Below are 22,552 nucleotides of genomic sequence, written 5' to 3'. Positions count from 1 at the left end.
AAAAAAGATAGAAAAGAAGAAAGGTGGTTTGGCGAGTGCCAAACTTCTGATTATGGGGGCTGGGGATGGAAGGCTCGGGGGTATAGCGCTTGGATCAGGCAGAGAGCGGTTGTCGAGAATTAGCGAACGGCCTTTATTTTTGTTTTTAGACTTAATTGAGGTCCGTTCCGACTTAATTCGCTCTCATTTTGACTTAATTTTTCTTATTTAGACTTAATTAGGGCCAGGAGATACCCCACATGGTATTCGCGGGACGCACGCTTAACGCTTCAAACCCCCTCAAAACCCTCAAAATACGAAGAAGATGGCCAGAGCCATCTTCCACCTCGCGATATTCTTCAGAAAAAGCTCCAAAATCCATCCCAAAAGCCCCTCCAGCAGCTCCCACAATCATCACCCAAGCTAAAAACCAACATAAACACCTCAGAAGCAACACACAAAACCCCTAATCAGCTCTCTCTATCAACTCCACCGCACATAATTACGAGGTAAACTGCTTATTATACGAGGTAATTCTGAAGATATCCGTAAAACTCCGTCATAATTCCGTAGATAAACATTTTTATCCGATTTTCGACAAACATACTTTACTAGTTAGGGCGGCTACCCGTTACCACACACTATAACCTGCCCAAAACACGCCAAACCCCTCAAAACCTCCCAAAAAGCAAATTATTTGCCTATCCAGCACATCAAATAGTTTTAAACCGCGTCACAGGGGGGATTAATGGACCATGAAGGCGCGAACTTGGTTTATTTTCATGAATTGAATGAAGACAGACACAACAAAGCCCAGAGTCTCATACATTTTATAGAGTATCCAAAATAATCTGAATAAACGTATATGAATAAATATTTCTGGCTACAATGGCAATTATGGAGGTGGAAGAATGAAAGCGACACGACAGTACGGGGAAATTTGTATGGTATGTGAAGAGAAGAAAGATCGAGGATTACACATTCTTCATCAGTTTATTTGCCAAGAATGTGAGCATAAAATTCTGACCGCGAAAACCAATGACGAATATTATAAACATTACTTATCACAACTAAGAAAATTAAAGTTAGTAAATGCGTCTTCATAAGAAAACAGGCTGTTCGTCAGCCTGTTTTTTTGTTGCTGTAAATTCGTAGGAAGGGAAACTGTGATAGAATAAAGATAGCGATCAATGCAAAAAATGTTTGAAAAATAAAGGAATTATGTGATGAAATATGCACCGCTTTACGAAGCATTAATTAATCATAATCGTACAAATAAATGGTCTTTTCACGTACCAGGACATAAGAACGGACACATTTTTGAAGAGAAAGCTAGAGCCCACTTTCAATCTGTTTTACCGTTTGATGTTACTGAGCTTTCAGGACTTGATGACCTGCATCACCCTGAAGGTGTGATCTTAGAGGCACAAGCGCTGTTGGCTTCCTACTACAAAGTGAAGCAAAGCTTTTTTTTAGTAAATGGAAGCACTTGTGGCAATCATGCGATGATCCTTTCTTCATTTAATGATGATGATATCGTACTTGTACAACGGAACTGTCATAAGTCTGTGCTGAATGGATTAGAGCTGGCTGGTGTTACTCCAGTTTTTCTTCATACCGAAATGGATGAAGAGGGAGGATATCCATTAGGTGTGGATCTACTCACCATCAAACAAGCGGTTGAGAATCATCCACATGTGAAAGGTATCATACTAACTAACCCTACTTATTATGGAATGCAGCAAGACATTCAAGAAATTGCTGATTTTATACATAGTTTGGGTGGTGTTGTATTAGTCGATGAAGCTCATGGAGCACATTTCGGATTAAAGGATATGCCGATCAGCTCGATACATAAAGGGGCAGATATGGTTGTGCAATCTGCGCATAAGACTCTCCCTGCGCTGACAATGGGCGCTTATTTACATGTGAACAGCGAACGAGTGGATATTCACCGATTAAAACATGCACTGCAGTTGGTGCAGTCTAGCTCTCCATCCTATCTGATCATGGCTTCACTCGATCTTAGCCGACTTTATCTTGAAAATTTGAGCAGCGTTGAGATCAAACGTATTTTGTCTCAATCTGAAGAACTAAGAATGTATATCGAGTCTCTTCCTCATCTTAAGGTTATGAAAGCTCCAGGTCGTTATCAGCTTGATCCATTAAAGATTACCGTCCAGTCAGATAGGGAAATATCAGGATATGAGCTTCAGGAATTATTTGAAAAAGAAGGATTGTTTACAGAGTTGGCAGATGACAGAAATATCTTGTTTGTATTGCCGCTAGGTCCGCTAAATGATACGAAGGACTTGCAAAAGGTAATTAAAAAGATATCAGATCAGCTCGCTCGTTATGATATGAGACAACGAACGGTTCAATCTCTAAAAGGGCTGTCGCCAGTAAGCAGATTATCACTTTCTTATAGAGAAATGAGAGGGTTACAAGCAAGACCTCAGTCGATAAAGGATTCAGAAGGAAAGGTTGCAGCAGAAGCTGTTATTCCCTATCCTCCAGGAATTCCGCTTGTTGCAAAAGGAGAACAAATTACTTCGAAACATATAGAAGAGTATTCTTCATTAAAAAAGAAGGGTGCTCGGTTCCAAGGAATTACAGAGGACCATGTGATATATGTTTTTGATCATAGGTAAGGGGCAGTAATTGTGAAAGGTTTATTTATAACTTTAGAAGGGCCGGACGGGTCAGGAAAAACAACACAGATCGAGAAGGTTGCTGAGTATTTACGAAAGTATCAGGTGGATTTTATCCAAACGCGTGAACCAGGCGGTACAAGTATCAGCGATAAAATACGAGCGCTTGTCTTAGATCCAGAGCATAAAGAAATGCATGATCTAACAGAGGTTCTGCTTTATGCGGCTTCGCGTGCACAGCATGTACATGAAAAAATCATTCCTGCATTAGAGGAAGGAAAAGTCGTACTGTGTGATCGATTTGTGGACGCATCGCTCGCTTACCAAGGGTTTGGACTTGGAGTTGGAGAAGAACGAGTGCTTCAAGTTAATAACATTGCAACGAGTGGACTTGTTCCCCACCGCAGTTATTTTGTAGATGTAACACCGCAAGTTGGAAAAGAGCGAATGAAAGCTCGCTATGGAACAGAGAACTTAGACAGAATCGAGCAAAAAGATCTTTCTTATCATGAGCGAGTGAGAGAAGGATTTGCTGAAATCTTTTCAAGACAAGCCGATCGAATCGTTCGAATTAATGGTGAACAGAGCCCTGATGCAGTGTTTGAAGAAATCGTAAAGGATTTAGATCAACTTTTATCGAATCATAAGAAAAAGTAGAGAGGGGCATTCGCCATGAAAATGATTATAGCCGTTGTTCAAGATAAAGACAGCAACCGACTGCAAGATGCGCTTGTTGATAAAAACTACCGTGCTACAAAACTCGCAACTACAGGAGGATTTTTGAAAGCAGGGAACACAACGTTTATGATTGGTGTGGAAGATGCTCAAATCGATGATGTTATGGAGATTATCCGGGAAAACTGCAAGAGCCGTAATCAGATGGTGGCACCTGTTTCACCGATGGGCGGCAATGCAGATGCGTATGTTCCATACCCGGTCGAAGTTGAAGTAGGCGGGGCGACTGTTTTTGTTCTACCCGTTGAAAGCTTTCAGCAATTTTAAATATATTGAGGGGTTATTATGAAAATTGGCCAAGATATAAGACCCATTCTGGATACGAAACAAAACGATGGAAAGATCGGGAAAAAGCCATCTCTTTCATTTGGTGAAGCGGTATCCAAACAAAGTGAGAAATTACATTCTGAACAGTTAACAAGACTGTTAGGTGATATAGAAAATCAAGGCAAGAGGCTGCTTCAATCTCAAACGGTACGGGATCTGCAGCTATATAAAAACTTGGTTCAACGCTTCGTAAAAGAAGCCGTTGATTTCGGTATGCAGCTTAAGCAGAACAAAAGCTGGAACGAACAAGGAAGATCACGCACCCTTAAACTTGTAAAAGAAGTAGATGAACATTTGATTCAGCTAACAGAAGCGGTTCTCAGTCAAGAGAAAGATTCGATCACTCTGCTTGATAGAATCGGAGAAATTAAAGGTTTGTTAGTTAATTTATATACGTAGTAGGTGAGTAAGATATGGTGAGCTGGGAAGAGTGCAGCAAAACACAGCCTCGTGTTGTGAAATTATTAAAAAACAGTATACGAAAACAGCGCCTTGCTCATGCATATATTTTTGAAGGGGCTCATGGAACAGGGAAAATGGCGACTGCAACGGTTCTTGCTAAAACGTTTCTTTGCAGAAATAGTGAGGATGGAAACCCTTGTGAAAGCTGTCCGAACTGCAAGAGGATCACATCTGGCAACCACCCTGATGTGCATATCATCGCACCAGATGGCCAAAACATTAAGATCGACCAGATAAGAGGACTTCAAAAAGAGTTTGCATACAGTGGGATGGAGTCTTCGAAAAAGGTATACATTATTGAGCATGCTGATAAGATGACCGTTCAGGCGGCGAACAGCCTCTTAAAGTTTTTAGAAGAGCCAGGAAACGATACGATCGCACTTCTTTTAACAGAACAGGTCCATCGTCTGCTTGATACGATCCGTTCGCGAGCACAGACATTAACCTTTTCACCCCTTCCCCCACAAGGGATTTTAGAAAAATTACTACAAGACGATATTCCAAAACCGGTAGCCATGTTAGCGTCCTCTCTGACTTCGGATTATGCGGAAGCACTCGAAATTTGTAGGGAAGAGTGGTTTGCACAAGCAAGAGCCAAAGTGATACAATTAACGGAGGACTTGAGGCTCCGGCCTGATTACTGTCTTGTTGTACTGCAAGATCAGTATTTAAGTTTTTTTAAAGAAAAAGATCAGTTACGTTTAGCTTTAAACTTACTTTTGATCTGGTATCGAGATCTTTTATCTATACATTTATCAAACTCGGAAAACGTTGTGTTTTTCGATCAGCTTCAAGCATTAGAGCAGCAGGCTCTTCACACTTCGCAAAAAAAGACGGGTGAAGCCCTGCAAGCGATACTGACTGCTCAAGCTAGACTCAGGAGCAACGTCAGCCCCTTGATGGTGATGGAGCAGTTGGTTTTACGATTACGGGAGGGATAAAACCTTGTATGAGGTAGTGGGAATCCGCTTTAAAAAAGCGGGTAAAGTATATTATTTCGACCCCGGCGACCTTGAAGTGAAAAAAGACGCGTTTGTCATTGTGGAAACAGCGCGTGGAATAGAATATGGCAAGGTAGTTATCGATAAGAAACTAGTCGGGGAGAATGATGTTGTTCTTCCTTTAAAAAAAGTCGTTCGGCTCGCGACACAGAAGGACATTTTGTCTGTAGAAGAAAATAAAGCAGCCGCTAAGGAAGCGTTTCAAAGTTGTGAGGAAAAAATCATCGAGCATAAGCTGGATATGAAGCTTGTCGATGTTGAATATACGTTTGATCGTAACAAGATTATCTTTTATTTCACAGCAGACGGAAGAATCGATTTCCGGGAGTTGGTTAAAGACCTGGCTTCTATCTTCCGTACTAGAATCGAACTCAGGCAGATCGGTGTTAGGGACGAGGCGAAGATGCTTGGCGGAATAGGTCCTTGTGGCCGAATGCTTTGCTGTTCAACGTTCCTTGGAGATTTTGAACCAGTATCGATTAAAATGGCAAAAGATCAGAACCTTTCTTTGAATCCTGCTAAAATTTCAGGCCTTTGCGGCCGTTTGATGTGTTGTTTGAAGTATGAGAACGACTATTATGAAGAAGCTAAAGAAGAAATGCCTGATGTTGGTGAAGAGATTATGACCCCTCATGGTGTTGGTCGCGTTGTCGGCTTGAACTTGCTAGAAAAGGTCATTCAAGTGAACATTCCTGCAATGGAAAGAACGACAGAGTTCACATTGGACGAGCTTGCTGCTGGTAAGAGAGAGGAATTATTCAGTCAGGCCACAGAGTAAAAGAGGTGGAATTCGTGGAAAAGAAAACTATATTTTCCCGCGTAGTACAGATGGAAGAGCAAATCACGGTGCTGTCAAAGCAACTGGAAGATTTCAAGACTCATTTGGCTGCACTAATTGAAGAAAACCACCATCTCGTGATGGAAAATGAAAATCTGCGAAACAAGCTGAATGCCGATCAGAAACGGAGTTCTGTTAAAAAGTCTGTAACCTCTAAAGCCAAAAAGGAACCCACTGATATTGGTGAAGGTTATGATAACCTGGCGCGGCTCTACCAAGAAGGATTCCACATTTGCAACCTTCATTATGGCAGTGTTCGTTCAGAGGGAGATTGTTTGTTTTGTCTTTCATTTTTAAATAAGAAATAAACGCCTTTCCAAATGGGAAGGCTTCTTTTTATATGGCAGTGTTTGTGCGTAAGGCGGCGAGTCCCAAAAGATGAACATTCATATCGGGGGTATACGAGGGGGAGTAGCTTGCGGAATTTGTCGACGATTGTAGACTCGTGGATAAACGATAAAAACTTTTGGATTGAGAGCCAAAACTCGTGGATAAACAGCCTAAATTTCTGGATTGAAGTTAAAAACTTTTGGATTGGATGAGCTGAATACCCCCCTAAGTATATAAAAGTGATTAGTATATGGACCCGAAACTGTACCTATATCATTAAAAGATGGACATTCATAGGGTATTCGTTCAGTTTTCACAGCTGTAAATCAAAAAACATTAAAAACTCTACCTATTATATAGAAGAAAGAGAGGGAAGCCTGTGAGTGATCTAATACAAGATGAACGGATTGATTTTTTAGTACACGAAGATTTAAAAATCATACAAAGTCCCTCTGTTTTTTCTTTTTCACTAGATGCTGTTTTATTAAGTCGTTTCGCATGGGTTCCGATTCAAAAGGGTAAGATTATTGATCTGTGTAGTGGTAACGGTGCAGTTGCTCTTTTGTTAAGCAAGCGGTCAAAAGCACAGATTACTGGAGTAGAAATTCAGGAAAGATTGCACAGTATGGCGACTAGGAGTGTAGCGTTAAACCATTTAGAGGAACAGATTCAGATGGACTTGGCAGATATTAAAGACGCTCCAGCTACATATGGTTATGGTTCGTTCGATGCCCTCACCTGTAATCCACCGTACTTTGCATCTGCACATGAAGAAGATTTTAATCAGAATGAACACCTGGCTATCGCGCGTCACGAAATACATTGTTCGCTAGAAGATGTTATCCGGGTAAGTAGCCAACTCGTAAAACAAGGCGGAAAAGTTGCTATGGTTCACCGGCCGAATAGGCTGATGGAAATTTTAGCTTATATGAGACAATATAAACTTGAACCAAAGAAGCTGCAGCTCATCTATCCGAAAGCAGGCAGTGAAGCTAACATGCTTTTAATAGAAGGAATGAAGAACGGTAAACCCGATCTGCACATTCTGCCTCCTGTAACGGTCTATGGGGAAGACGGCCAATACACCGAGCAACTAAAAAAGATGTTCTATGGCGAAGATGGAAAATAACAAGCACTATATATATATTCTGGAATGTAAAGACGGAAGCTATTACACAGGCTATACAAATGATATAGAAAAGCGTCTCAAAAAACATGAAGAAGGAAAAGGCGCAAAGTATACAAGAGGAAGAGGACCTTTAAAGCTCGTCTTTCAAGCGGTCTTTTCTACTAAACAAGAAGCGATGCGCATGGAGTTTGCTGTAAAGAAGCTTAGCCGTGCTCAAAAAGAACGATTGATAAAAGAGGGAAGTGTTTCGTATGTGGCAGCAAAAGAGCTACAAGAATGATACAGATAGCGGCATGCTGTACTTAGTTCCAACACCGATCGGCAACCTGGAAGACATGACATATCGCGCGATTCGTATATTAAAAGAATCTGATGTGATCGCAGCAGAAGATACAAGACAAACAAAAAAGCTATGCAACCATTTTGAAATCAGCACACCTCTAACAAGTTATCATGATCATAATAAACAGCAGAGCGGGAAGAAGTTGTTAGAGGAATTAAAGAAAGGAAAACAGATCGCGCTTGTTACAGATGCAGGAATGCCTGGAGTTTCAGACCCTGGTTATGAACTAGTCGTTCAGTGCGTAGAAGAGCGCATACCCGTTATCCCGTTGCCGGGAGCAAATGCAGCACTGCCTGCCCTTGTGGCATCAGGACTAAATACTGAATTATTTACGTTCTACGGTTTTCTACCACGTGGAAAAAAAGAAAAAAAGCTAGAACTTGAAAATCTGAAACGATTTCCATCTACCCTTCTTTTCTATGAAGCACCACACCGTCTAAAAGAAACACTCCAAGCCATGAGCGTCGTACTAGAAAATCGAAACATCGCTGTCGTTCGTGAACTTACAAAAAAATACGAAGAGATCACTCGTGGAACCTTACAAGAAGTATCAGAGTTCTTTAGCCAAGGAGACACAGAAATCCGGGGAGAGTTCTGTTTAGTAGTAGAAGGCAGCGGCAATAAAGAGTTTGAAGCAGAAGACGAAGAACAATGGTGGGAACCCTTATCCGTAAAAGATCACGTAGAACATTACGTAGAAAAAGGCGAAAAACCAAAAGAAGCCATAAAATTAGCAGCAGTAGACCGAAACGTACCAAAGCGGGAAGTCTACCAAGAATATCATGGGTTGTAGGCAATAAGGAAGAGGGTCATAAAAAGCTGAGCTTACAATTATCAATAAGAGCTTAAAAATCCCTTATCTATTTTAAGAATCATTGTTTTTATATTTCTTCATTAAATAGTTGATTGAAGTGCAAGGTGCGAAACTCCTGCGGGACAGGTGGGCAGGTGAGACACTTAAACGTGAAACGTTAAGAATGTGGCTCACCGCCTGCCCCGCGGAAAGCGAGCACCTGAAACGGAAATCAATCACTTTCAAGAGCAACGAAGATTAAACTTAAACAAAGGAAAAGAGCCTTCTAAAGCGAAGGCTCTTGTTTTTTAGGCTTATTTTGATGTTTGAAGTTGCTTTTGAAGCTCGTCCATTACTTCTTTAGCACCTTCACGGCTAAGGATGATCTTTCCGCCTGCAACTGTGTAGTTATCATCTGAAACTTCACCAGTTACTGCACAAGTCATGTTTGGCTTGTATTTCTTTAGGATGATGCGGTCGTCATCAACATAAATTTCTAAAGCGTCCTTCTCTGCAATTCCTAAAGTACGGCGTAATTCGATTGGAATAACGACACGTCCTAGTTCGTCCACCTTACGTACAATTCCTGTAGATTTCATAATAAAATCTCTCCTCTCAAATATATAAAAGATTTCCCTATCTATTTAAATCGTCAGAATTCGACAAAATCCTACGAGAACATCTTACCAAGATTTCCAATTGTCGTCAATAGTTTTGACTTAAACATTTTATTATCTTTTACCATTGAATTTACTAGACTATACCCATATTATCATACTTCCAAAACCCTGAATTGGAAGATATATTCATATATTGTCATAAAAAATTCAAGAATGTGTAAAAGATGAAAAAAATTAACTGGAAATATCGCTAAAATAATACGTCAAATTTCGACAAAACTAACAACGAAAAAATACTATCCAATTTTCCTTTTCGTCCATCAGCTAGTATGCCTTGACACGCTTTCCATGCATTAGGTATATTTTGAAGGAAGAAAAGAGAATAATGAAAGTATTTACATAGAAATCTTTCGCTTACTTTTTTACTTTTATGTCCTAATGCAAACAGTTTCTTATAATATTGTAAAAAGATACATTTCCCGTTACAGTTATATTTTTCCTAAATTAAAGAACAAGTAGTCCCTATAAATGGAGGGACTTTTTTTCCACTATCAGAAAGTGTAACTTGTTAGCACGATGTTTTTAGACATTGGACAAGTTTAAATAGTACAAGCGTAACTAAGGCTGACGCGAAAGATTTGGCGTCAGCCAAGTTTTCTTTACTATAAGGTTATTATTTTGAGGAGGCGGCGAGAATGGCGAAACCAACATTCTATATTACTACACCTATTTATTATCCAAGTGGCAAACTTCATATTGGTCATGCATACACAACAACAGCTGGAGATGCGATGGCTCGATACAAGCGTCTTAAAGGTTTTGACGTTATGTATCTAACAGGAACGGATGAGCATGGTGAAAAGATTCAAAAGAAAGCAAACGAACAAGGCCTTCATCCTCTAAAATACGTAGACGGCATTGTTGATGATATTAAGGCGCTTTGGAAAAAGATGGACATCTCTTATGATGATTACATCCGTACAACAGAGGACAGACATAAGAAATCTGTCGAAAAGATTTTTCAGCAGCTTCTTGATCAAGATGATATCTATTTAAGTGAATATGAAGGATGGTATTGTACGGATTGTGAATCCTTCTTTACAGAGCGTCAGCTTGAAGATGGAAAATGTCCAGATTGCGGTCGTGAAGTAAAGAAAGTTAAAGAAGAAAGTTACTTCTTCCGCATGAGTAAATATGCAGATCGCTTATTAGCTTATTATGAAGAAAATCCTTCATTTATTTTTCCAGAGTCACGTAAGCGTGAGATGATCAACAACTTTATCAAACCTGGTCTAGAAGATCTGGCTGTATCACGTACTTCTTTCGATTGGGGAGTAAAAGTTCCAGGAAATCCGAAGCATGTGATCTATGTGTGGATCGATGCGCTGTCTAACTATATTACGGCACTAGGATATGGCAGTGATAACGAAGAGAAATTCAAACAGTATTGGCCGGCTGATGTTCACTTGATGAGTAAAGAAATCGTTCGTTTCCACACGATCTATTGGCCAATCATGCTGATGGCGTTAGATCTGCCTTTACCGAAGCAAGTTATTGCACACGGATGGCTACTTATGAAAGATGGCAAGATGTCTAAGTCCAAAGGAAATGTAGTGGACCCTAATGTTCTGATCGACCGATACGGATTAGATCCACTTCGCTACTACTTGCTTCGTGAAGTTCCATTTGGTTCAGATGGGGTGTTTACTCCAGAGAGCTTCGTAGATCGAGTAAATGCTGATCTTGCAAACGATCTAGGCAACTTGCTAAACCGTACGATTGCGATGATCGGTAAATACTTTGATGGAGAGATCCCTTCATATGAAGGAAAAGTAACTGAGTTTGACGGAACACTTCAAGAGTTTGCGTTAGAAACAGTTAGAAAAACAGAAGAAGCAATGGAAAAACTCGAGTTCTCCATCGCGCTTTCAACGATTTGGCAGCTAGTCAGCCGTACGAACAAATATATTGATGAGACTCAACCATGGGTATTAGCGAAAGATGAGGCTAAAAAAGCTGAACTCGGAAGTGTTATGTATCATTTAGCAGAGTCTATCCGTATTGTTTCTGTGTTGATCCAGCCATTCATGACAGAAACGCCAGCGAAGATCTGGAGTCAGTTAGGTCTTACTGACAAGAGTCTTACAGAATGGGATTCTCTAAAAGAGTTCGGTGCAATCCCTGCGAAAACGAAGGTTGAGAAGGGTGATCCGATCTTCCCTCGTTTAGAGACAGAGGTAGAAGTAGAATTTATTAAAAATTCTATGGGGGGCTCTTCTGCTCCTGTAGCAGAAGAACCGAAGAAAGAGGAAATGCCAGCTGCTGACGAGAAACCAGAAATCTCAATCGATGATTTTATGAAAGTGGATCTACGTGTAGCAACTGTAATTGAAGCAGAACCTGTGAAGAAAGCAGATAAATTATTAAAGCTTCAATTAGATCTAGGCTATGAAAAGCGTCAAGTAGTGTCTGGCATTGCACAGCACTACAAGCCAGAAGACCTTGTGGGACAAAAAGTGATCTGCGTAACAAACTTGAAACCAGTTAAATTACGTGGCGAACTTTCTCAAGGAATGATCCTGGCGGGATCTTCTGATGGTCAGTTAACACTAGCTACTGTTGACCCGTTACTTCCAAACGGTTCAAAAGTAAAATAAACACAAAAAGCGGGGAGCATTTCCCCGCTTTTTTGTCATTTTTAGTCCATTTGGCAGTCATTTCCTGTAATTTCACTGTCAAAGATAGGACTTTTAACCTACGTTGTAACTAACTTGTAATGCTACTGTTACCCGAATGAATGGAAAATGTGATAAGATTTGTAAAGTTGAAAGGATGTACACTATGTTTGACACACACGCACATTTAAATGCTACACAGTTTGAAGAAGATCGCGAAGCGGTAATTCAGCGAGCGTTAGATGAAGGTGTAACACATATTATTGTTGTCGGTTTTGATCGTGAAACCATTGAAGGTGCGATGCAACTGGCAGAGCAATACGACTTTATCTATGCTTGTGTAGGTTGGCATCCAGTAGATGCGATCGACATGACGGATGAAGATCTGGATTGGATTGAAGAACTAGCAGCACACCCAAAAGTTGTCGCCCTTGGCGAGATGGGATTGGATTACCATTGGGACAAGTCGCCTGCAGATGTTCAAAAAGAGGTATTCCGACGCCAGATTCGACTTGCTAAAAAAGTGAAGCTTCCGATTGTTATTCATAACCGTGAAGCAACGCAAGATGTTGTAGACATATTGAAAGAGGAAGAAGCCCATGAAGTTGGCGGTATCATGCACTGCTATAGCGGTAGCATAGAGGTTGCACGTCAATGCATGGATATGAATTTTTACATAAGCTTTGGTGGACCAGTAACGTTCAAGAACGCAAAAAAGGTTAAGGAAGTCGCTGTTGAAATTCCGATGGACCGGCTCTTGATTGAAACAGATTGTCCTTATTTAAGCCCTCATCCGTTAAGAGGGAAAAGAAATGAACCATCTTATGTAAAGTATGTCGCAGAAACACTTTCTGAATTAAAAGATCTTCCACTTGAAGACATCATAGAGAAAACATCCGACAACGCGTTCCGAATTTTTAACATGAACCGATAGGGGATGTTGTCGGAAACTATCAAAGCATAAGAAATATCGCGTTAATCTTTCAAGAATTGACAAAAGGTAAAGGAAATTTGTCAAACGGTTTTCCTTTATTTTTTTCTTCTTTTCCGCTCATAATGGCCTTGGGTCAATTCATGGCGAAAAGGAGGGTGATTTGACAGAGAGAAAAAAGATATTTATAATGCAGTCCTTGTAGGGGAGGAAAATGAATGAATAGGAATATTACAGCTTTGTTCTCACGTTTCACGAACAAGAAGGTATATCTTTCGATCGTTGCTCTTTTCGTCTTAGCCGTAACTTGTGGCTTCGTAGGTTATGAAACTACGAAAGCTGACGTAACGCTAATCCAAGACGGAAAGAAAACAGAAGTGAAGACGCATGCTAACACAGTTAGAGAACTATTAAGCGAACAAAACATAAACATAACTCAACATGATTCAGTTAAACCGGGTCTTGATGCCAAGGTGACTGACAACATGAAGATTGATTATTTACAAGCAAAAGAGATCAACCTTACCGTGAACGGCAAGGAAAAAACGATATGGACGACAGCGAAGACTGTTGAACAATTCGTTCAAGAACAGCAGCTAACGTTAAAAGAGCATGATTCTATTAAGCCAAATCTGACTGCTGATATTAAGGATCAAGGAACGATCCAAATTGAATCAGCATTCCCGGTTAAGCTTGTTGTAGGCGGAAAAGCTCAGCAAGTTTGGACCACTTCGACTACCGTCGCTGACCTTTTGAAGCAACAAAAGGTATCTTTAGGTGAAATTGATCGAGTAACACCTGCAAAATCAGATAAAATTACTGGCAAAACGCAGGTTGAAGTCATCCGAGTAGAAAAGGTCACCGATGTAGTGGAAGAAGAAACACCGTTTGCTGTTGTTAACCGAAAAGATAGCGGGTTAACGAAAGGTAAAGAGCGTGTCGTGCAAGATGGAAAAAAAGGAAAACGTGAAAAGCGCTTTGAAGTTGTTATGGAAAATGGCAAAGAGATTTCCAGAAAACTGATCAGCGAAAAAACGTTATCAGATAGCTCGGATAAAATTGTTGCTGTTGGGACGAAGGCACAGCCAAAGCCACAGCCTGTTGTATCTCGTAGCCAATCCGCATCTGCATCAAGCAGTTCTGGCGGGCGAGAAATAACGGTAACAAGTACAGCTTATACAGCCAATTGTGCTGGTTGCTCAGGAATTACGGCTACTGGATTTAATTTAAAATCTAATCCAAATGCGAAAGTTATCGCAGTCGATCCTAGTGTGATTCCGCTTGGCTCAAAAGTGTATGTTGAAGGATATGGATATGCCATTGCTTCAGATACTGGGGGAGCAATTAAGGGTAATAAGATTGACGTATTCTTTTCTTCACAGTCACGAGCAGAGTCTTGGGGAAGAAAATCAGTTAAAATTCGCATCATTAATTAATATTAAGAGCATGGGGAAAAAATCCCTGTGCTTTTTTTGTGCGCGGGACAACCAGAAAACAAACACCCTCAATACTGTAGAGACCTAGACTTTCTTGACGCCTGGGGTATACTAGTAAAAGATGTTTTGTCGTTCAATACATTAGACGTTGCAATACCTAAAAAGGTTTCACCGTTTTGGAGGAAATCATGAAAAAGATTAAAGAAATTATTGTAGTCGAAGGAAAAAGCGATACGCTTGCCATAAAACGATCTGTATTAGCAGATACAATAGAAACAAATGGTTCAGAAATTAGCATAGATACATTGAATCGCATCAAAAGAGCACATGAGACTCGAGGAATCATTGTTTTTACCGATCCGGATTTTCCAGGTAAGAGAATTCGTGAAATCATTTCGGAGTATGTGCCGGGCTGTAAACACGCTTACTTAGAAAAGGCTGACGCGATTGCCAAGGGCGACAAAGGTGTCGGTGTGGAGCATGCATCACGAGAAGCCATAGTGGAAGCGCTCGAACATGTTAGAGAAGAACTCTTAGAAGTGGAAGATGAGATGATCTCATGGGAAGATCTGATGGCTGCAGGTTTAACGGGCGGTCCTGATTCCAAACATAGACGTGAAGTGATAGGACGAGAGCTGCGGTTGGGTTATATGAATGCAAAACAATTACATAAACGTCTTAATATGTTCAGAGTCACACCAGAGGAATTTGAGCAGGCGTTAAAGGCGCTTTATAGCAATGAGGAGGAATAAAAACATATGAGAAAAGATATATCGACTCCGCAATCGACGAAAGCCATATTGGAGAAGCATGGCTTTACGTTTAAAAAGAGTCTAGGTCAAAATTTCCTGATCGATCGTAATATCTTAAACAATATCGTAAATGCGGCAGACTTAACAGAGGATTCAGGGGTCATTGAAATCGGTCCTGGAATCGGAGCATTAACGGAGTTTATTGCGAGATCATCAAAAAAAGCGGTAGCATTTGAAATTGATCAACGCCTTCTACCTATATTAGAAGAAACATTAGCGCCCTATCCACATGTAGATGTCATCCATAGTGATGTCTTAAAAGCGGATATACATGCTGTCATTAATGAACACTTTGAAGAAGGACAAGATTTGATGGTTGTCGCGAACTTGCCTTATTACGTTACAACACCGATCATTATGAAGCTTCTTCAAGACAAACTTCCGATTCGAGGAATCGTATGTATGATCCAAAAAGAGGTTGCAGACCGTCTTGCAGCTTCGCCTGGCACGAAGGACTATAACTCGTTATCTATCGCCATCCAATATTACGCAACAGCTGAGACGATGATCAAGGTACCTAAGACCGTTTTTGTACCAGCTCCAAATGTTGATTCATCTGTCATTAAGCTGACGCTTCGAAAAGAACCAGCAGTTTCCGTAAAGGATGAAGATTTCTTCTTTCATGTTGTAAGATCATCTTTTGCACAAAGAAGAAAGACGCTTTGGAACAACCTAACAAGCCAGCTCGTTCCAAAAGATAAGAAAGAAGAGCTGCAAACGATCCTAGAATCGATCGATATTGATCCGAAGCGTAGAGGAGAAACCCTTTCTATTGAGGAATTTGGAAAATTGGCAGATGCTCTTTTACCTCTTGTAAAATAAACCTCATTTTTCCCCCGTCTCTCACATAACCTTATAAAAGGAACAGAGGGAGCTATGGAGCTTGTTACTCCGAATAGGGGGAGTAAAATGAAACTAGAGATTGGATCAATTGTAAGCCGAAACTCTTACAAACGAGATTTACTATTTCGAGTTGTAGGATTCAGTGAGGATCGAACGATTGCTGAACTCGCTGGAGAAGAGCTCAGACTATGGGCAGATGCTCCTGTCGATGACTTATTTGTCGTTGATGACAAGCATATGTCTGAACATAGGCAAGTTGAAAAAGAAAAAGAAGAGTCTTCATTAAAACTATTCAGACAGGACTACTATTTATTAAGGCAAAAGAGAGAGTATTTATCGACGAACGGATATCAATATGATCAATCCTACTTTGAGCTTCCTGGTAGAGTACTTCATATTGACGGAGACCCTTTATACTTAAATAAATGCTTGGAGCTTTATAAAAAGCTTGGGGTGCCTGTGTATGGCATTCATATGAAGGAATCAGAGATGCCTGAGAAAGTCCCTGCGCTCGTAGATGAGGTAAGGCCTGACATCCTGGTCATTACGGGGCATGATGCGTATATGAAGTCAAAAGGCGATGTATCTGATGTAAATGCCTATCGTCATACGAAATATTTCGTTAGAACCGTTCGTGAAGTGAGAAGAAAATATACGCACCTAGACCATTTAATGATCTTTGCAGGTGCTTGTCAGTCTCATTTTGAATCCTTAATAAAGGTAGGCTCTAATTTTGCCAGCTCACCCGCTCGTATTAATATCCATGCGCTCGATCCAGTCTATATTGTCTCTAAGATCAGTTTGACTTCTTTTATGGACCGTGTAAACGTCATGGATGTCCTCCGGAACACCTTAACAGGCAAAGAAGGATTAGGCGGTGTCGAAACAAAGGGATTCCTTAGAACAGGGATGCCGATAAAAGGAAAGCCATGAACCGTCAAACTCCGAAACATTTCGGAGTTTTTTTGCGTTGAAAATCCAACTGAAACGAACGTGAAAGATGCTTGGCTGCAACGCGCTTTCTGTCGTTTTTTTGAAAAGATAAATAAAAGAAATTTATATCAAAAGTGCCCGAATTAAACAATTATTTGTAAGAAATACTCATTTTATACATAATGTACAGGAAATTTGGCATACTAAAAAAAAGCAAAAAAAGGATATTTGGTCATTGACATGAAAATGCTTTGCTTGCTATAATAAAAATTTTAATTTGACAAAAAAACACGATTTGTGTTATAATTTGTCTAAGTGAGGTGGAGCCTAAAATGGGTAAAACAATAGTGGACATTAGACGCTCTTTAGAGTCCAACGTGGGTAGAAGACTTTCTTTACGTGCGAACGGCGGTCGACGCAAAACAATCGAACGACTTGGAACACTGGAAGAAACATACCCGGCAGTTTTTATTATCAAATTAGATCAGGACACCAACGCTTTTGAACGTGTTTCTTATAGTTACGCGGATGTACTCACAGAGACAGTAGAACTTACATTCTTAGAAGATACACAAGCAGCAATCGGGCAGTAAGAATCTTTACTGCTATTTTTTTTACTTGCTGGTTGTGATCGGCATAATAAATACATATAATCAGCATCATCACGTAAGATAAAACCCCTTTTGGAGATACTATGATGTATCGCATATGAAAGGGGTTTTCTTATGGGACGAAGAAAAAACGGAATGATGTCTGAAGGATTAAAGACAGAAATCGCAAAAGAACTTGGTTTTTACGATACGGTCCAGCGCGAAGGCTGGGGCGGAATCCGCTCTAAAGACGCAGGAAACATGGTTAAACGCGCTTTAGAGATTGCTGAACAACGCTATAACAACGAAAACAGATAAATATGCGGTAGTTATAACCGGAGGCCATTGTGTCTCCGGTTTTCCTCTACAGAGATGGTTTGATTTTTTCTATATTTCATTCCACATACTGTGTTACTATTAAAAATATCAAAATTGTGCAAGATGGTAGGCAGGGATAATGATGACAATTAATAAAGTATCCATTAAAGCTCCAGCAAAAATTAATCTCTCTCTTGATGCTTTGCGTAAAAGAGAAGACGGATTTCATGAAGTGGCTATGGTAATGACAACGGTAGATCTAGCTGACCGGATCGAACTCACTTTATTAGAGGCAGATGAAATTAAAATTGAAAGTTCAGGTGGGTTTGTTCCACTCGATGAACGCAATCTTGCGTTTCAGGCAGCATTGCTTTTAAAGAAAACATTTAACATTTCAAAAGGTGTCTATATACATATATCAAAGCACATCCCTGTTGCAGCTGGCTTAGCTGGTGGAAGCAGTGATGCAGCGGCTACTTTAAAAGGGCTCAATGAACTTTGGGGACTAGGTCTGTCACTAGATGAAATGGCTGAGCTTGGTGCGAAGATAGGTTCAGATGTTTCTTTTTGCGTGTACGGAGGAACTGCATTAGCGACGGGCAGAGGTGAAAAGATTCATCACATCTCCTCGCCACCGCCATGTTGGGTGCTCTTAGCTAAGCCGCCGATCGGAGTCTCAACAGGTGAAGTGTATCGTAACTTAAAACTTCAAGGAATCAAGCATCCTGATGTGGAAGGGATGGTTAAAGCCATTGAAGAGAAAGATTATGATAAAATCTGCAGCCTGTTAGGAAATGTTCTAGAATCGGTTACGCTCAAGATGTATCCGGAAGTCAAACATATTAAAGAACAGATGATGCGACTCGGGGCAGACGCTGTTCTTATGAGTGGAAGCGGACCGACTGTATTTGGGCTGTTTCAGCATGAATCTCGCCTCCAAAGAGTGTACAACGGTTTAAGAGGTTTCTGTCATGAAGTTTATGCTGTTCGTTTATTAGGGGAATGATTGATAAAATCCGTATAAAAATGGTATATTATCTTCAAACATTCGGTTTTGGAGGATAATATGAAATTAAAAAGAAGCGGAAGAATGGTAGATTTAACAGGTTACCTTCTTCACCATCCCCACCAACTCATCCCTTTGTCTTATTTCGTAGAACGGTACGAATCGGCTAAATCATCTATAAGTGAAGATCTTGCTATTATTAAAGAACACTTTGAGCAACACGGTTTAGGACATGTTCAAACGGTCCCTGGTGCGGCCGGCGGTGTTAAATATATTCCAGGCATAGACCAAGCAGAAGCTGAAGAAACAGTGAAAGAACTCGTTGAGTTGCTCGAAGATCCGAGCCGTATCTTACCTGGAGGATATTTGTACGTAACAGATATCATCGGAAACCCAAGATTGGTGAACCAGATCGGCAGGCTGTTCGCATCTGCATTCTCTTCACGAAAAATAGATGTCGTCATGACGATTGCGACAAAAGGGATTCCACTTGCTTACGCAGTAGCGACACATTTGAACGTTCCTGTAGTCGTTGTTCGAAGCAACAGCAGGGTAACAGAAGGATCTACCGTCAGTATCAACTATGTTTCGGGTTCAACAAAACGCATCCAGACGATGGCTCTGGCGAGAAGAAGCATCAAACAGGGTTCACGTGTACTCATCATCGATGACTTTATGAAAGCGGGCGGAACGATCAAGGGAATGATCAGCTTGATCGAAGAGTTTCAAGCGCACATTGAAGGAATCGGTGTACTCGTTGAGGCGCAAGAGGTTTCAGAGCGACTTGTAGATGATTATGTTTCCATTGCACGACTTGCACAAGTGAACGAAAAGGAAAACCGTATCGAAGTGGAAAAAGGTAACTACTTTCTAAACGGAGGTCAAGCGTGATGAAAAAAATTCATACAGAAGAAGCACCGGCAGCAATCGGCCCTTATTCTCAGGGGATTATAATCGACAACTTATTCTTCAGTTCAGGTCAGATTCCTCTTACGAAAGAAGGCGTCATGATCGATGGAGATGTGAAGAAACAGACGCATCAAGTGTTTCAAAACCTGCAAGCGGTCTTGAAAGAAGCGGGATCTTCACTTCATCAAGTCGTGAAAGCAACGGTTTTTATTAGCGACATGAACGAGTTTGCAGATATTAATGAAGTGTACGCTGAATATTTTAACGAACATAAGCCAGCACGATCTTGTGTTGAAGTTGCAAGGCTCCCAAAAGATGCAAAAGTAGAAATCGAAGTAATCGCACTTACAAAATAAGTCCCTCTGGGGCTTATTTTTTTACCTTTTTTAATAGGTCCCTTTATGTAGCAACTAGGAGACCGCCGCTCTTTATTGGCTTGAGGGTATAGAATGCCTTTTAGTTGTCGAAATCTGTAAACTCGCCGATATATGAGGAAAACTCGCCGGAATAAATGAAAATTTCGCTGTATTGTCGTCAAAATTTCTAGAATTAAGTTAAATATTTCTTGAATCACCTTGCTAAATACCATATTAGGTGTAGGTAGTGCCGATTTTGAACTATTTAAAATAGCTGAAATTCATCTATTTTTTCTCTTGAAATTTTTTCCTGCCCATTTTACTCTTGGAATGGGTTCTTTTCATTCAAAAAATAATCATTGAACTCTAAATTGGTGATCATTGAGCAACAAAGGATCTTGCTTCTAATTCTACAAGCCATTTTCGCTGTAACCTAATTAACATCATTTAAAAGGTAATAAAAATACTCTATAAGAACTTCAAAACACTAGACTAGATGGGGCATCGCAAATTTTTTAAAAATTTTTATTATTCCAAGAAGGATTTTGTAAAAAGCTGCAGAATTGTAGTATTACGTTCTTATTTTGGAAAAAGGTGGTGTTTGTAAGTGGAAGTGACTGACGTAAGATTACGCCGTGTAAATACAGAAGGCCGTATGAAAGCGATTGCCTCCATTACAATCGATCATGAATTTGTCATTCATGATATTAGGGTAATTGATGGCAATAATGGGATGTTCGTAGCTATGCCAAGCAAACGAACACCAGATGGAGAGTTCCGTGATATCGCGCATCCAATCACGTCTAGTACACGTGAGAAGATCCAAAACGCGGTGTTAACAGAATATCACCGTATGGGAGAGATGGAGTCTGCTTTAGAAGAAGCAGGAGCTTCTTAATATCTCAATAAGAATTTAGAGCCTGGTCAGAATGATTAGGTTCTTTTTATTTGCTCTTTTTTTCCTCATAAGAAAGAACCTTCCTATATATACCCCTTACATTCATAAAAATCACCTCTTTTTTAAATAAAATTTATCAAACCATTGACAATCCCGCGTCACTTCTTGAAATGAATACGGGTTTAAGATATATTCGTAATGGTATGTTAAGAATTATTAAAGATATAGGAAAATGGATGGAGGTTCACAATGACAAATCGCTATGCGGTCATTCTTGCTGCGGGTCAAGGAACAAGGATGAAATCCAAGTTATATAAAGTGTTACATCCTGTTTGTGGGAAACCGATGGTTCAACATGTTGTTGACCAGATCAACTCTCTTCAAATGAAACAGTTGGTGGCTGTTGTCGGACATGGTGCTGAGAAAGTTCAGGATCAACTAGGCTCTGACGTTCAGTACGTGCTTCAAGAAGAGCAGCTTGGTACAGCACATGCTGTTATGCAGGCGGAAGACGCCCTAGCAAACAAAGAAGGAATCACACTTGTTGTTTGTGGTGATACACCTCTTATTACTTCGGAAACAATGGAAAAGCTGATTGCTGAACATGAGTCTCTTGGTGCAAAAGCAACGATTCTAACAGCTAAGGCGGAAGACCCTACTGGATACGGACGTATTATCCGTAACAGCGAAGGAACTGTAGAACGCAATGTCGAGCATAAAGATGCTTCAGAAGAAGAGCGTAAAGTAACTGAGATCAATACGGGAACTTACTGCTTTGATAATAAAGCGTTATTTAATGCGCTTAAACAAGTGAACAACGAAAACGTACAAGGTGAATATTATTTGCCAGATGTTATAGAGATCTTAAAAAATGCAGGCGAAGTAGTAGCTGCTTATCAAACATCAGATTTCAATGAAACACTTGGTGTAAATGATCGAGTGGCATTATCGCAAGCTGAACGTTATATGAAGAAACGAATCAACGAACGCCACATGAGAAATGGTGTTACGTTGATCGACCCTGATCAAACCTATATTTCAGATGACGCGGTAATCGGTAGTGATACGGTCATCTATCCTGGGACTGTAATCTTAGGACAAACGAAAATAGGCGAAGAAAACATTATCGGTCCTCAATCAGAGATCAAAGATAGTGTTGTTGGAAATGGAAACACGATTCGTCAATCTGTTATTCACGATAGTGAAGTTGGAGATCTGACAGCTATCGGTCCATTTGCTCACATCCGTCCGAAGTCCGTACTTGAGAACAAAGTAAAGATCGGAAACTTTGTAGAAATAAAAAAATCTGTGATGAGTACAGGAAGTAAAGCGTCTCATCTTAGCTATATCGGTGATGCTGAGATCGGAAAAGATGTAAACTTAGGCTGCGGATCTATCACAGTGAATTACGATGGTAAGAATAAGTTCTTAACAAAAGTAGAAGATGGGGCGTTTATTGGTTGTAACTCTAACTTAGTTGCTCCGGTTACCGTTGGCAAAAATGCTTATGTTGCAGCAGGCTCAACAATCACAAACGATGTTCCTGCAGAGTCATTATCCATTGCAAGATCGCGTCAAACTGTAAAAGAAAACTACGTTCAAAAGTTAAACGAAAAGCAAAACCAATAATTTTAAGA

At 40.2% G+C, this 22,552-nt stretch carries 27 protein-coding genes; 25 read left to right on the top strand and 2 right to left on the bottom strand.

Annotated features, from left to right (window positions below; all coding sequences use genetic code 11):
* The coding region (locus tag IHV10_RS22900; RefSeq protein ID WP_231619653.1) for a hypothetical protein at positions 1–211 on the top strand (211 nt) is incomplete at its 5' end.
* A 6-nt stretch (positions 212–217) separates the two neighbouring features.
* Here the strand turns inward: IHV10_RS22900 and IHV10_RS21910 are convergent.
* Positions 218–361, bottom strand: coding sequence for a hypothetical protein (locus tag IHV10_RS21910; RefSeq protein ID WP_197134527.1), 144 nt, complete (start codon positions 359–361; stop codon positions 218–220).
* 529 nt (positions 362–890) lie between these two features.
* On the opposite strand from IHV10_RS21910, the gene IHV10_RS21905 reads away from it, so the two are divergent.
* The 11 genes from IHV10_RS21905 (at position 891) to rsmI (ending at position 8,588) form a co-directional block, all read left to right on the top strand.
* The gene (locus tag IHV10_RS21905) at positions 891–1,085 is read left to right on the top strand and encodes a sigma factor G inhibitor Gin (protein WP_066390463.1); all 195 of its coding nucleotides are present in this window, start codon (positions 891–893) and stop codon (positions 1,083–1,085) included.
* A gap of 120 nt (positions 1,086–1,205) precedes the next feature.
* Positions 1,206–2,630, top strand: a complete 1,425-nt coding sequence (locus IHV10_RS21900) for an aminotransferase class I/II-fold pyridoxal phosphate-dependent enzyme (protein ID WP_197134524.1) — start codon at positions 1,206–1,208, stop codon at positions 2,628–2,630.
* A gap of 12 nt (positions 2,631–2,642) precedes the next feature.
* The gene (gene tmk, locus IHV10_RS21895) at positions 2,643–3,287 is read left to right on the top strand and encodes a dTMP kinase (protein WP_197134521.1); all 645 of its coding nucleotides are present in this window, start codon (positions 2,643–2,645) and stop codon (positions 3,285–3,287) included.
* A gap of 15 nt (positions 3,288–3,302) precedes the next feature.
* Entirely contained in the window at positions 3,303–3,632 is a 330-nt protein-coding gene (locus IHV10_RS21890) for a cyclic-di-AMP receptor (RefSeq protein WP_066390471.1), read from the top strand.
* Positions 3,633–3,650: 18 nt separating this feature from the next.
* Complete coding sequence (locus IHV10_RS21885; protein WP_144704784.1) at positions 3,651–4,091, top strand: YaaR family protein; 441 nt, start codon at positions 3,651–3,653, stop codon at positions 4,089–4,091.
* A 14-nt stretch (positions 4,092–4,105) separates the two neighbouring features.
* Positions 4,106–5,095 (top strand): DNA polymerase III subunit delta', encoded by a 990-nt coding sequence (gene holB / locus IHV10_RS21880; RefSeq protein ID WP_197134518.1) that lies wholly within the window; start codon positions 4,106–4,108, stop codon positions 5,093–5,095.
* A gap of 4 nt (positions 5,096–5,099) precedes the next feature.
* A complete protein-coding gene (locus tag IHV10_RS21875; RefSeq protein ID WP_197134515.1) occupies positions 5,100–5,933 on the top strand; it encodes a PSP1 domain-containing protein in 834 nt (277 codons plus the stop codon).
* A gap of 14 nt (positions 5,934–5,947) precedes the next feature.
* A complete protein-coding gene (yabA, locus tag IHV10_RS21870; RefSeq protein ID WP_197134512.1) occupies positions 5,948–6,301 on the top strand; it encodes a DNA replication initiation control protein YabA in 354 nt (117 codons plus the stop codon).
* 401 nt (positions 6,302–6,702) lie between these two features.
* A complete protein-coding gene (locus IHV10_RS21865) occupies positions 6,703–7,452 on the top strand; it encodes a tRNA1(Val) (adenine(37)-N6)-methyltransferase (RefSeq protein ID WP_197134509.1) in 750 nt (249 codons plus the stop codon).
* Positions 7,442–7,732 carry a GIY-YIG nuclease family protein gene (locus IHV10_RS21860; RefSeq protein WP_197134538.1) on the top strand — a complete coding sequence of 97 codons (291 nt, stop codon included), beginning with the start codon at positions 7,442–7,444 and terminating at the stop codon, positions 7,730–7,732. Before IHV10_RS21865 ends, IHV10_RS21860 begins: the two co-directional genes overlap by 11 nt.
* Entirely contained in the window at positions 7,704–8,588 is an 885-nt protein-coding gene (gene rsmI, locus IHV10_RS21855; RefSeq protein WP_197134506.1) for a 16S rRNA (cytidine(1402)-2'-O)-methyltransferase, read from the top strand. The genes IHV10_RS21860 and rsmI overlap by 29 nt, the downstream gene beginning before the upstream one ends.
* A gap of 314 nt (positions 8,589–8,902) precedes the next feature.
* Here rsmI and IHV10_RS21850 read toward each other — a convergent pair whose 3' ends face one another.
* Positions 8,903–9,187 carry an AbrB/MazE/SpoVT family DNA-binding domain-containing protein gene (locus tag IHV10_RS21850; protein WP_066285380.1) on the bottom strand — a complete coding sequence of 95 codons (285 nt, stop codon included), beginning with the start codon at positions 9,185–9,187 and terminating at the stop codon, positions 8,903–8,905.
* 716 nt (positions 9,188–9,903) lie between these two features.
* Here IHV10_RS21850 and metG point away from each other — a divergent pair.
* The 13 genes from metG (at position 9,904) to glmU (ending at position 22,544) form a co-directional block, all read left to right on the top strand.
* A complete protein-coding gene (metG, locus tag IHV10_RS21845) occupies positions 9,904–11,865 on the top strand; it encodes a methionine--tRNA ligase (RefSeq protein WP_197134503.1) in 1,962 nt (653 codons plus the stop codon).
* 184 nt (positions 11,866–12,049) lie between these two features.
* Positions 12,050–12,817 carry a TatD family hydrolase gene (locus tag IHV10_RS21840; protein WP_197134501.1) on the top strand — a complete coding sequence of 256 codons (768 nt, stop codon included), beginning with the start codon at positions 12,050–12,052 and terminating at the stop codon, positions 12,815–12,817.
* A gap of 215 nt (positions 12,818–13,032) precedes the next feature.
* Entirely contained in the window at positions 13,033–14,250 is a 1,218-nt protein-coding gene (locus IHV10_RS22995; protein ID WP_197134498.1) for a G5 and 3D domain-containing protein, read from the top strand.
* Positions 14,251–14,438: 188 nt separating this feature from the next.
* A complete protein-coding gene (rnmV, locus tag IHV10_RS21830; RefSeq protein ID WP_197134485.1) occupies positions 14,439–15,002 on the top strand; it encodes a ribonuclease M5 in 564 nt (187 codons plus the stop codon).
* Positions 15,003–15,008: 6 nt separating this feature from the next.
* A complete protein-coding gene (gene rsmA / locus IHV10_RS21825) occupies positions 15,009–15,884 on the top strand; it encodes a 16S rRNA (adenine(1518)-N(6)/adenine(1519)-N(6))-dimethyltransferase RsmA (RefSeq protein ID WP_197134482.1) in 876 nt (291 codons plus the stop codon).
* An 87-nt stretch (positions 15,885–15,971) separates the two neighbouring features.
* Positions 15,972–16,838: a sporulation peptidase YabG gene (yabG, locus tag IHV10_RS21820; protein ID WP_197134478.1), complete on the top strand. Its 867-nt coding sequence runs from the start codon at positions 15,972–15,974 to the stop codon at positions 16,836–16,838.
* 332 nt (positions 16,839–17,170) lie between these two features.
* Positions 17,171–17,431, top strand: coding sequence for a biofilm formation stimulator Veg (gene veg / locus IHV10_RS21815; RefSeq protein WP_066238125.1), 261 nt, complete (start codon positions 17,171–17,173; stop codon positions 17,429–17,431).
* Positions 17,432–17,563: 132 nt separating this feature from the next.
* Positions 17,564–17,746 (top strand): small, acid-soluble spore protein, alpha/beta type, encoded by a 183-nt coding sequence (locus IHV10_RS21810; protein WP_197134475.1) that lies wholly within the window; start codon positions 17,564–17,566, stop codon positions 17,744–17,746.
* A gap of 142 nt (positions 17,747–17,888) precedes the next feature.
* Positions 17,889–18,752, top strand: coding sequence for a 4-(cytidine 5'-diphospho)-2-C-methyl-D-erythritol kinase (gene ispE, locus IHV10_RS21805; RefSeq protein ID WP_197134536.1), 864 nt, complete (start codon positions 17,889–17,891; stop codon positions 18,750–18,752).
* A gap of 60 nt (positions 18,753–18,812) precedes the next feature.
* The gene (gene purR, locus IHV10_RS21800) at positions 18,813–19,643 is read left to right on the top strand and encodes a pur operon repressor (RefSeq protein ID WP_144704810.1); all 831 of its coding nucleotides are present in this window, start codon (positions 18,813–18,815) and stop codon (positions 19,641–19,643) included.
* Entirely contained in the window at positions 19,643–20,017 is a 375-nt protein-coding gene (locus IHV10_RS21795) for a RidA family protein (RefSeq protein WP_197134472.1), read from the top strand. Before purR ends, IHV10_RS21795 begins: the two co-directional genes overlap by 1 nt.
* A 607-nt stretch (positions 20,018–20,624) precedes the next feature.
* On the top strand, positions 20,625–20,915 hold the full coding sequence (gene spoVG / locus IHV10_RS21790; RefSeq protein WP_066238133.1) for a septation regulator SpoVG: 291 nt from the start codon (positions 20,625–20,627) through the stop codon (positions 20,913–20,915).
* A gap of 249 nt (positions 20,916–21,164) precedes the next feature.
* Positions 21,165–22,544 carry a bifunctional UDP-N-acetylglucosamine diphosphorylase/glucosamine-1-phosphate N-acetyltransferase GlmU gene (glmU, locus tag IHV10_RS21785; protein ID WP_197134470.1) on the top strand — a complete coding sequence of 460 codons (1,380 nt, stop codon included), beginning with the start codon at positions 21,165–21,167 and terminating at the stop codon, positions 22,542–22,544.
* Positions 22,545–22,552 lie beyond the last annotated feature (8 nt).

Origin of the sequence: Fictibacillus sp. 5RED26 (genome assembly GCF_015903895.1) — a bacterium.
In the GTDB taxonomy this organism is placed as follows: domain Bacteria; phylum Bacillota; class Bacilli; order Bacillales; family Fictibacillaceae; genus Fictibacillus; species Fictibacillus phosphorivorans.
This window is presented reverse-complemented; position numbering and strand designations above follow the sequence as displayed.

Excerpts from the sequence above, each read along its gene's own strand:
- IHV10_RS21910 (WP_197134527.1), bottom strand. The coding sequence starts at position 361 with ATGGATTTTGGAGCTTTTTCTGAAGAATATCGCGAGGTGGAAGATGGC.
- IHV10_RS21905 (WP_066390463.1), top strand. The coding sequence starts at position 891 with ATGAAAGCGACACGACAGTACGGGGAAATTTGTATGGTATGTGAAGAG.
- IHV10_RS21900 (WP_197134524.1), top strand. The coding sequence starts at position 1,206 with ATGAAATATGCACCGCTTTACGAAGCATTAATTAATCATAATCGTACA.
- IHV10_RS21890 (WP_066390471.1), top strand. The coding sequence starts at position 3,303 with ATGAAAATGATTATAGCCGTTGTTCAAGATAAAGACAGCAACCGACTG.
- IHV10_RS21885 (WP_144704784.1), top strand. The coding sequence starts at position 3,651 with ATGAAAATTGGCCAAGATATAAGACCCATTCTGGATACGAAACAAAAC.
- holB (WP_197134518.1), top strand. The coding sequence starts at position 4,106 with ATGGTGAGCTGGGAAGAGTGCAGCAAAACACAGCCTCGTGTTGTGAAA.
- IHV10_RS21860 (WP_197134538.1), top strand. The coding sequence starts at position 7,442 with ATGGAAAATAACAAGCACTATATATATATTCTGGAATGTAAAGACGGA.
- rsmI (WP_197134506.1), top strand. The coding sequence starts at position 7,704 with ATGTGGCAGCAAAAGAGCTACAAGAATGATACAGATAGCGGCATGCTG.
- IHV10_RS21850 (WP_066285380.1), bottom strand. The coding sequence starts at position 9,187 with ATGAAATCTACAGGAATTGTACGTAAGGTGGACGAACTAGGACGTGTC.
- metG (WP_197134503.1), top strand. The coding sequence starts at position 9,904 with ATGGCGAAACCAACATTCTATATTACTACACCTATTTATTATCCAAGT.
- IHV10_RS21840 (WP_197134501.1), top strand. The coding sequence starts at position 12,050 with ATGTTTGACACACACGCACATTTAAATGCTACACAGTTTGAAGAAGAT.
- IHV10_RS22995 (WP_197134498.1), top strand. The coding sequence starts at position 13,033 with ATGAATAGGAATATTACAGCTTTGTTCTCACGTTTCACGAACAAGAAG.
- rnmV (WP_197134485.1), top strand. The coding sequence starts at position 14,439 with ATGAAAAAGATTAAAGAAATTATTGTAGTCGAAGGAAAAAGCGATACG.
- rsmA (WP_197134482.1), top strand. The coding sequence starts at position 15,009 with ATGAGAAAAGATATATCGACTCCGCAATCGACGAAAGCCATATTGGAG.
- yabG (WP_197134478.1), top strand. The coding sequence starts at position 15,972 with ATGAAACTAGAGATTGGATCAATTGTAAGCCGAAACTCTTACAAACGA.
- veg (WP_066238125.1), top strand. The coding sequence starts at position 17,171 with ATGGGTAAAACAATAGTGGACATTAGACGCTCTTTAGAGTCCAACGTG.
- IHV10_RS21810 (WP_197134475.1), top strand. The coding sequence starts at position 17,564 with ATGGGACGAAGAAAAAACGGAATGATGTCTGAAGGATTAAAGACAGAA.
- ispE (WP_197134536.1), top strand. The coding sequence starts at position 17,889 with ATGACAATTAATAAAGTATCCATTAAAGCTCCAGCAAAAATTAATCTC.
- purR (WP_144704810.1), top strand. The coding sequence starts at position 18,813 with ATGAAATTAAAAAGAAGCGGAAGAATGGTAGATTTAACAGGTTACCTT.
- IHV10_RS21795 (WP_197134472.1), top strand. The coding sequence starts at position 19,643 with ATGAAAAAAATTCATACAGAAGAAGCACCGGCAGCAATCGGCCCTTAT.
- glmU (WP_197134470.1), top strand. The coding sequence starts at position 21,165 with ATGACAAATCGCTATGCGGTCATTCTTGCTGCGGGTCAAGGAACAAGG.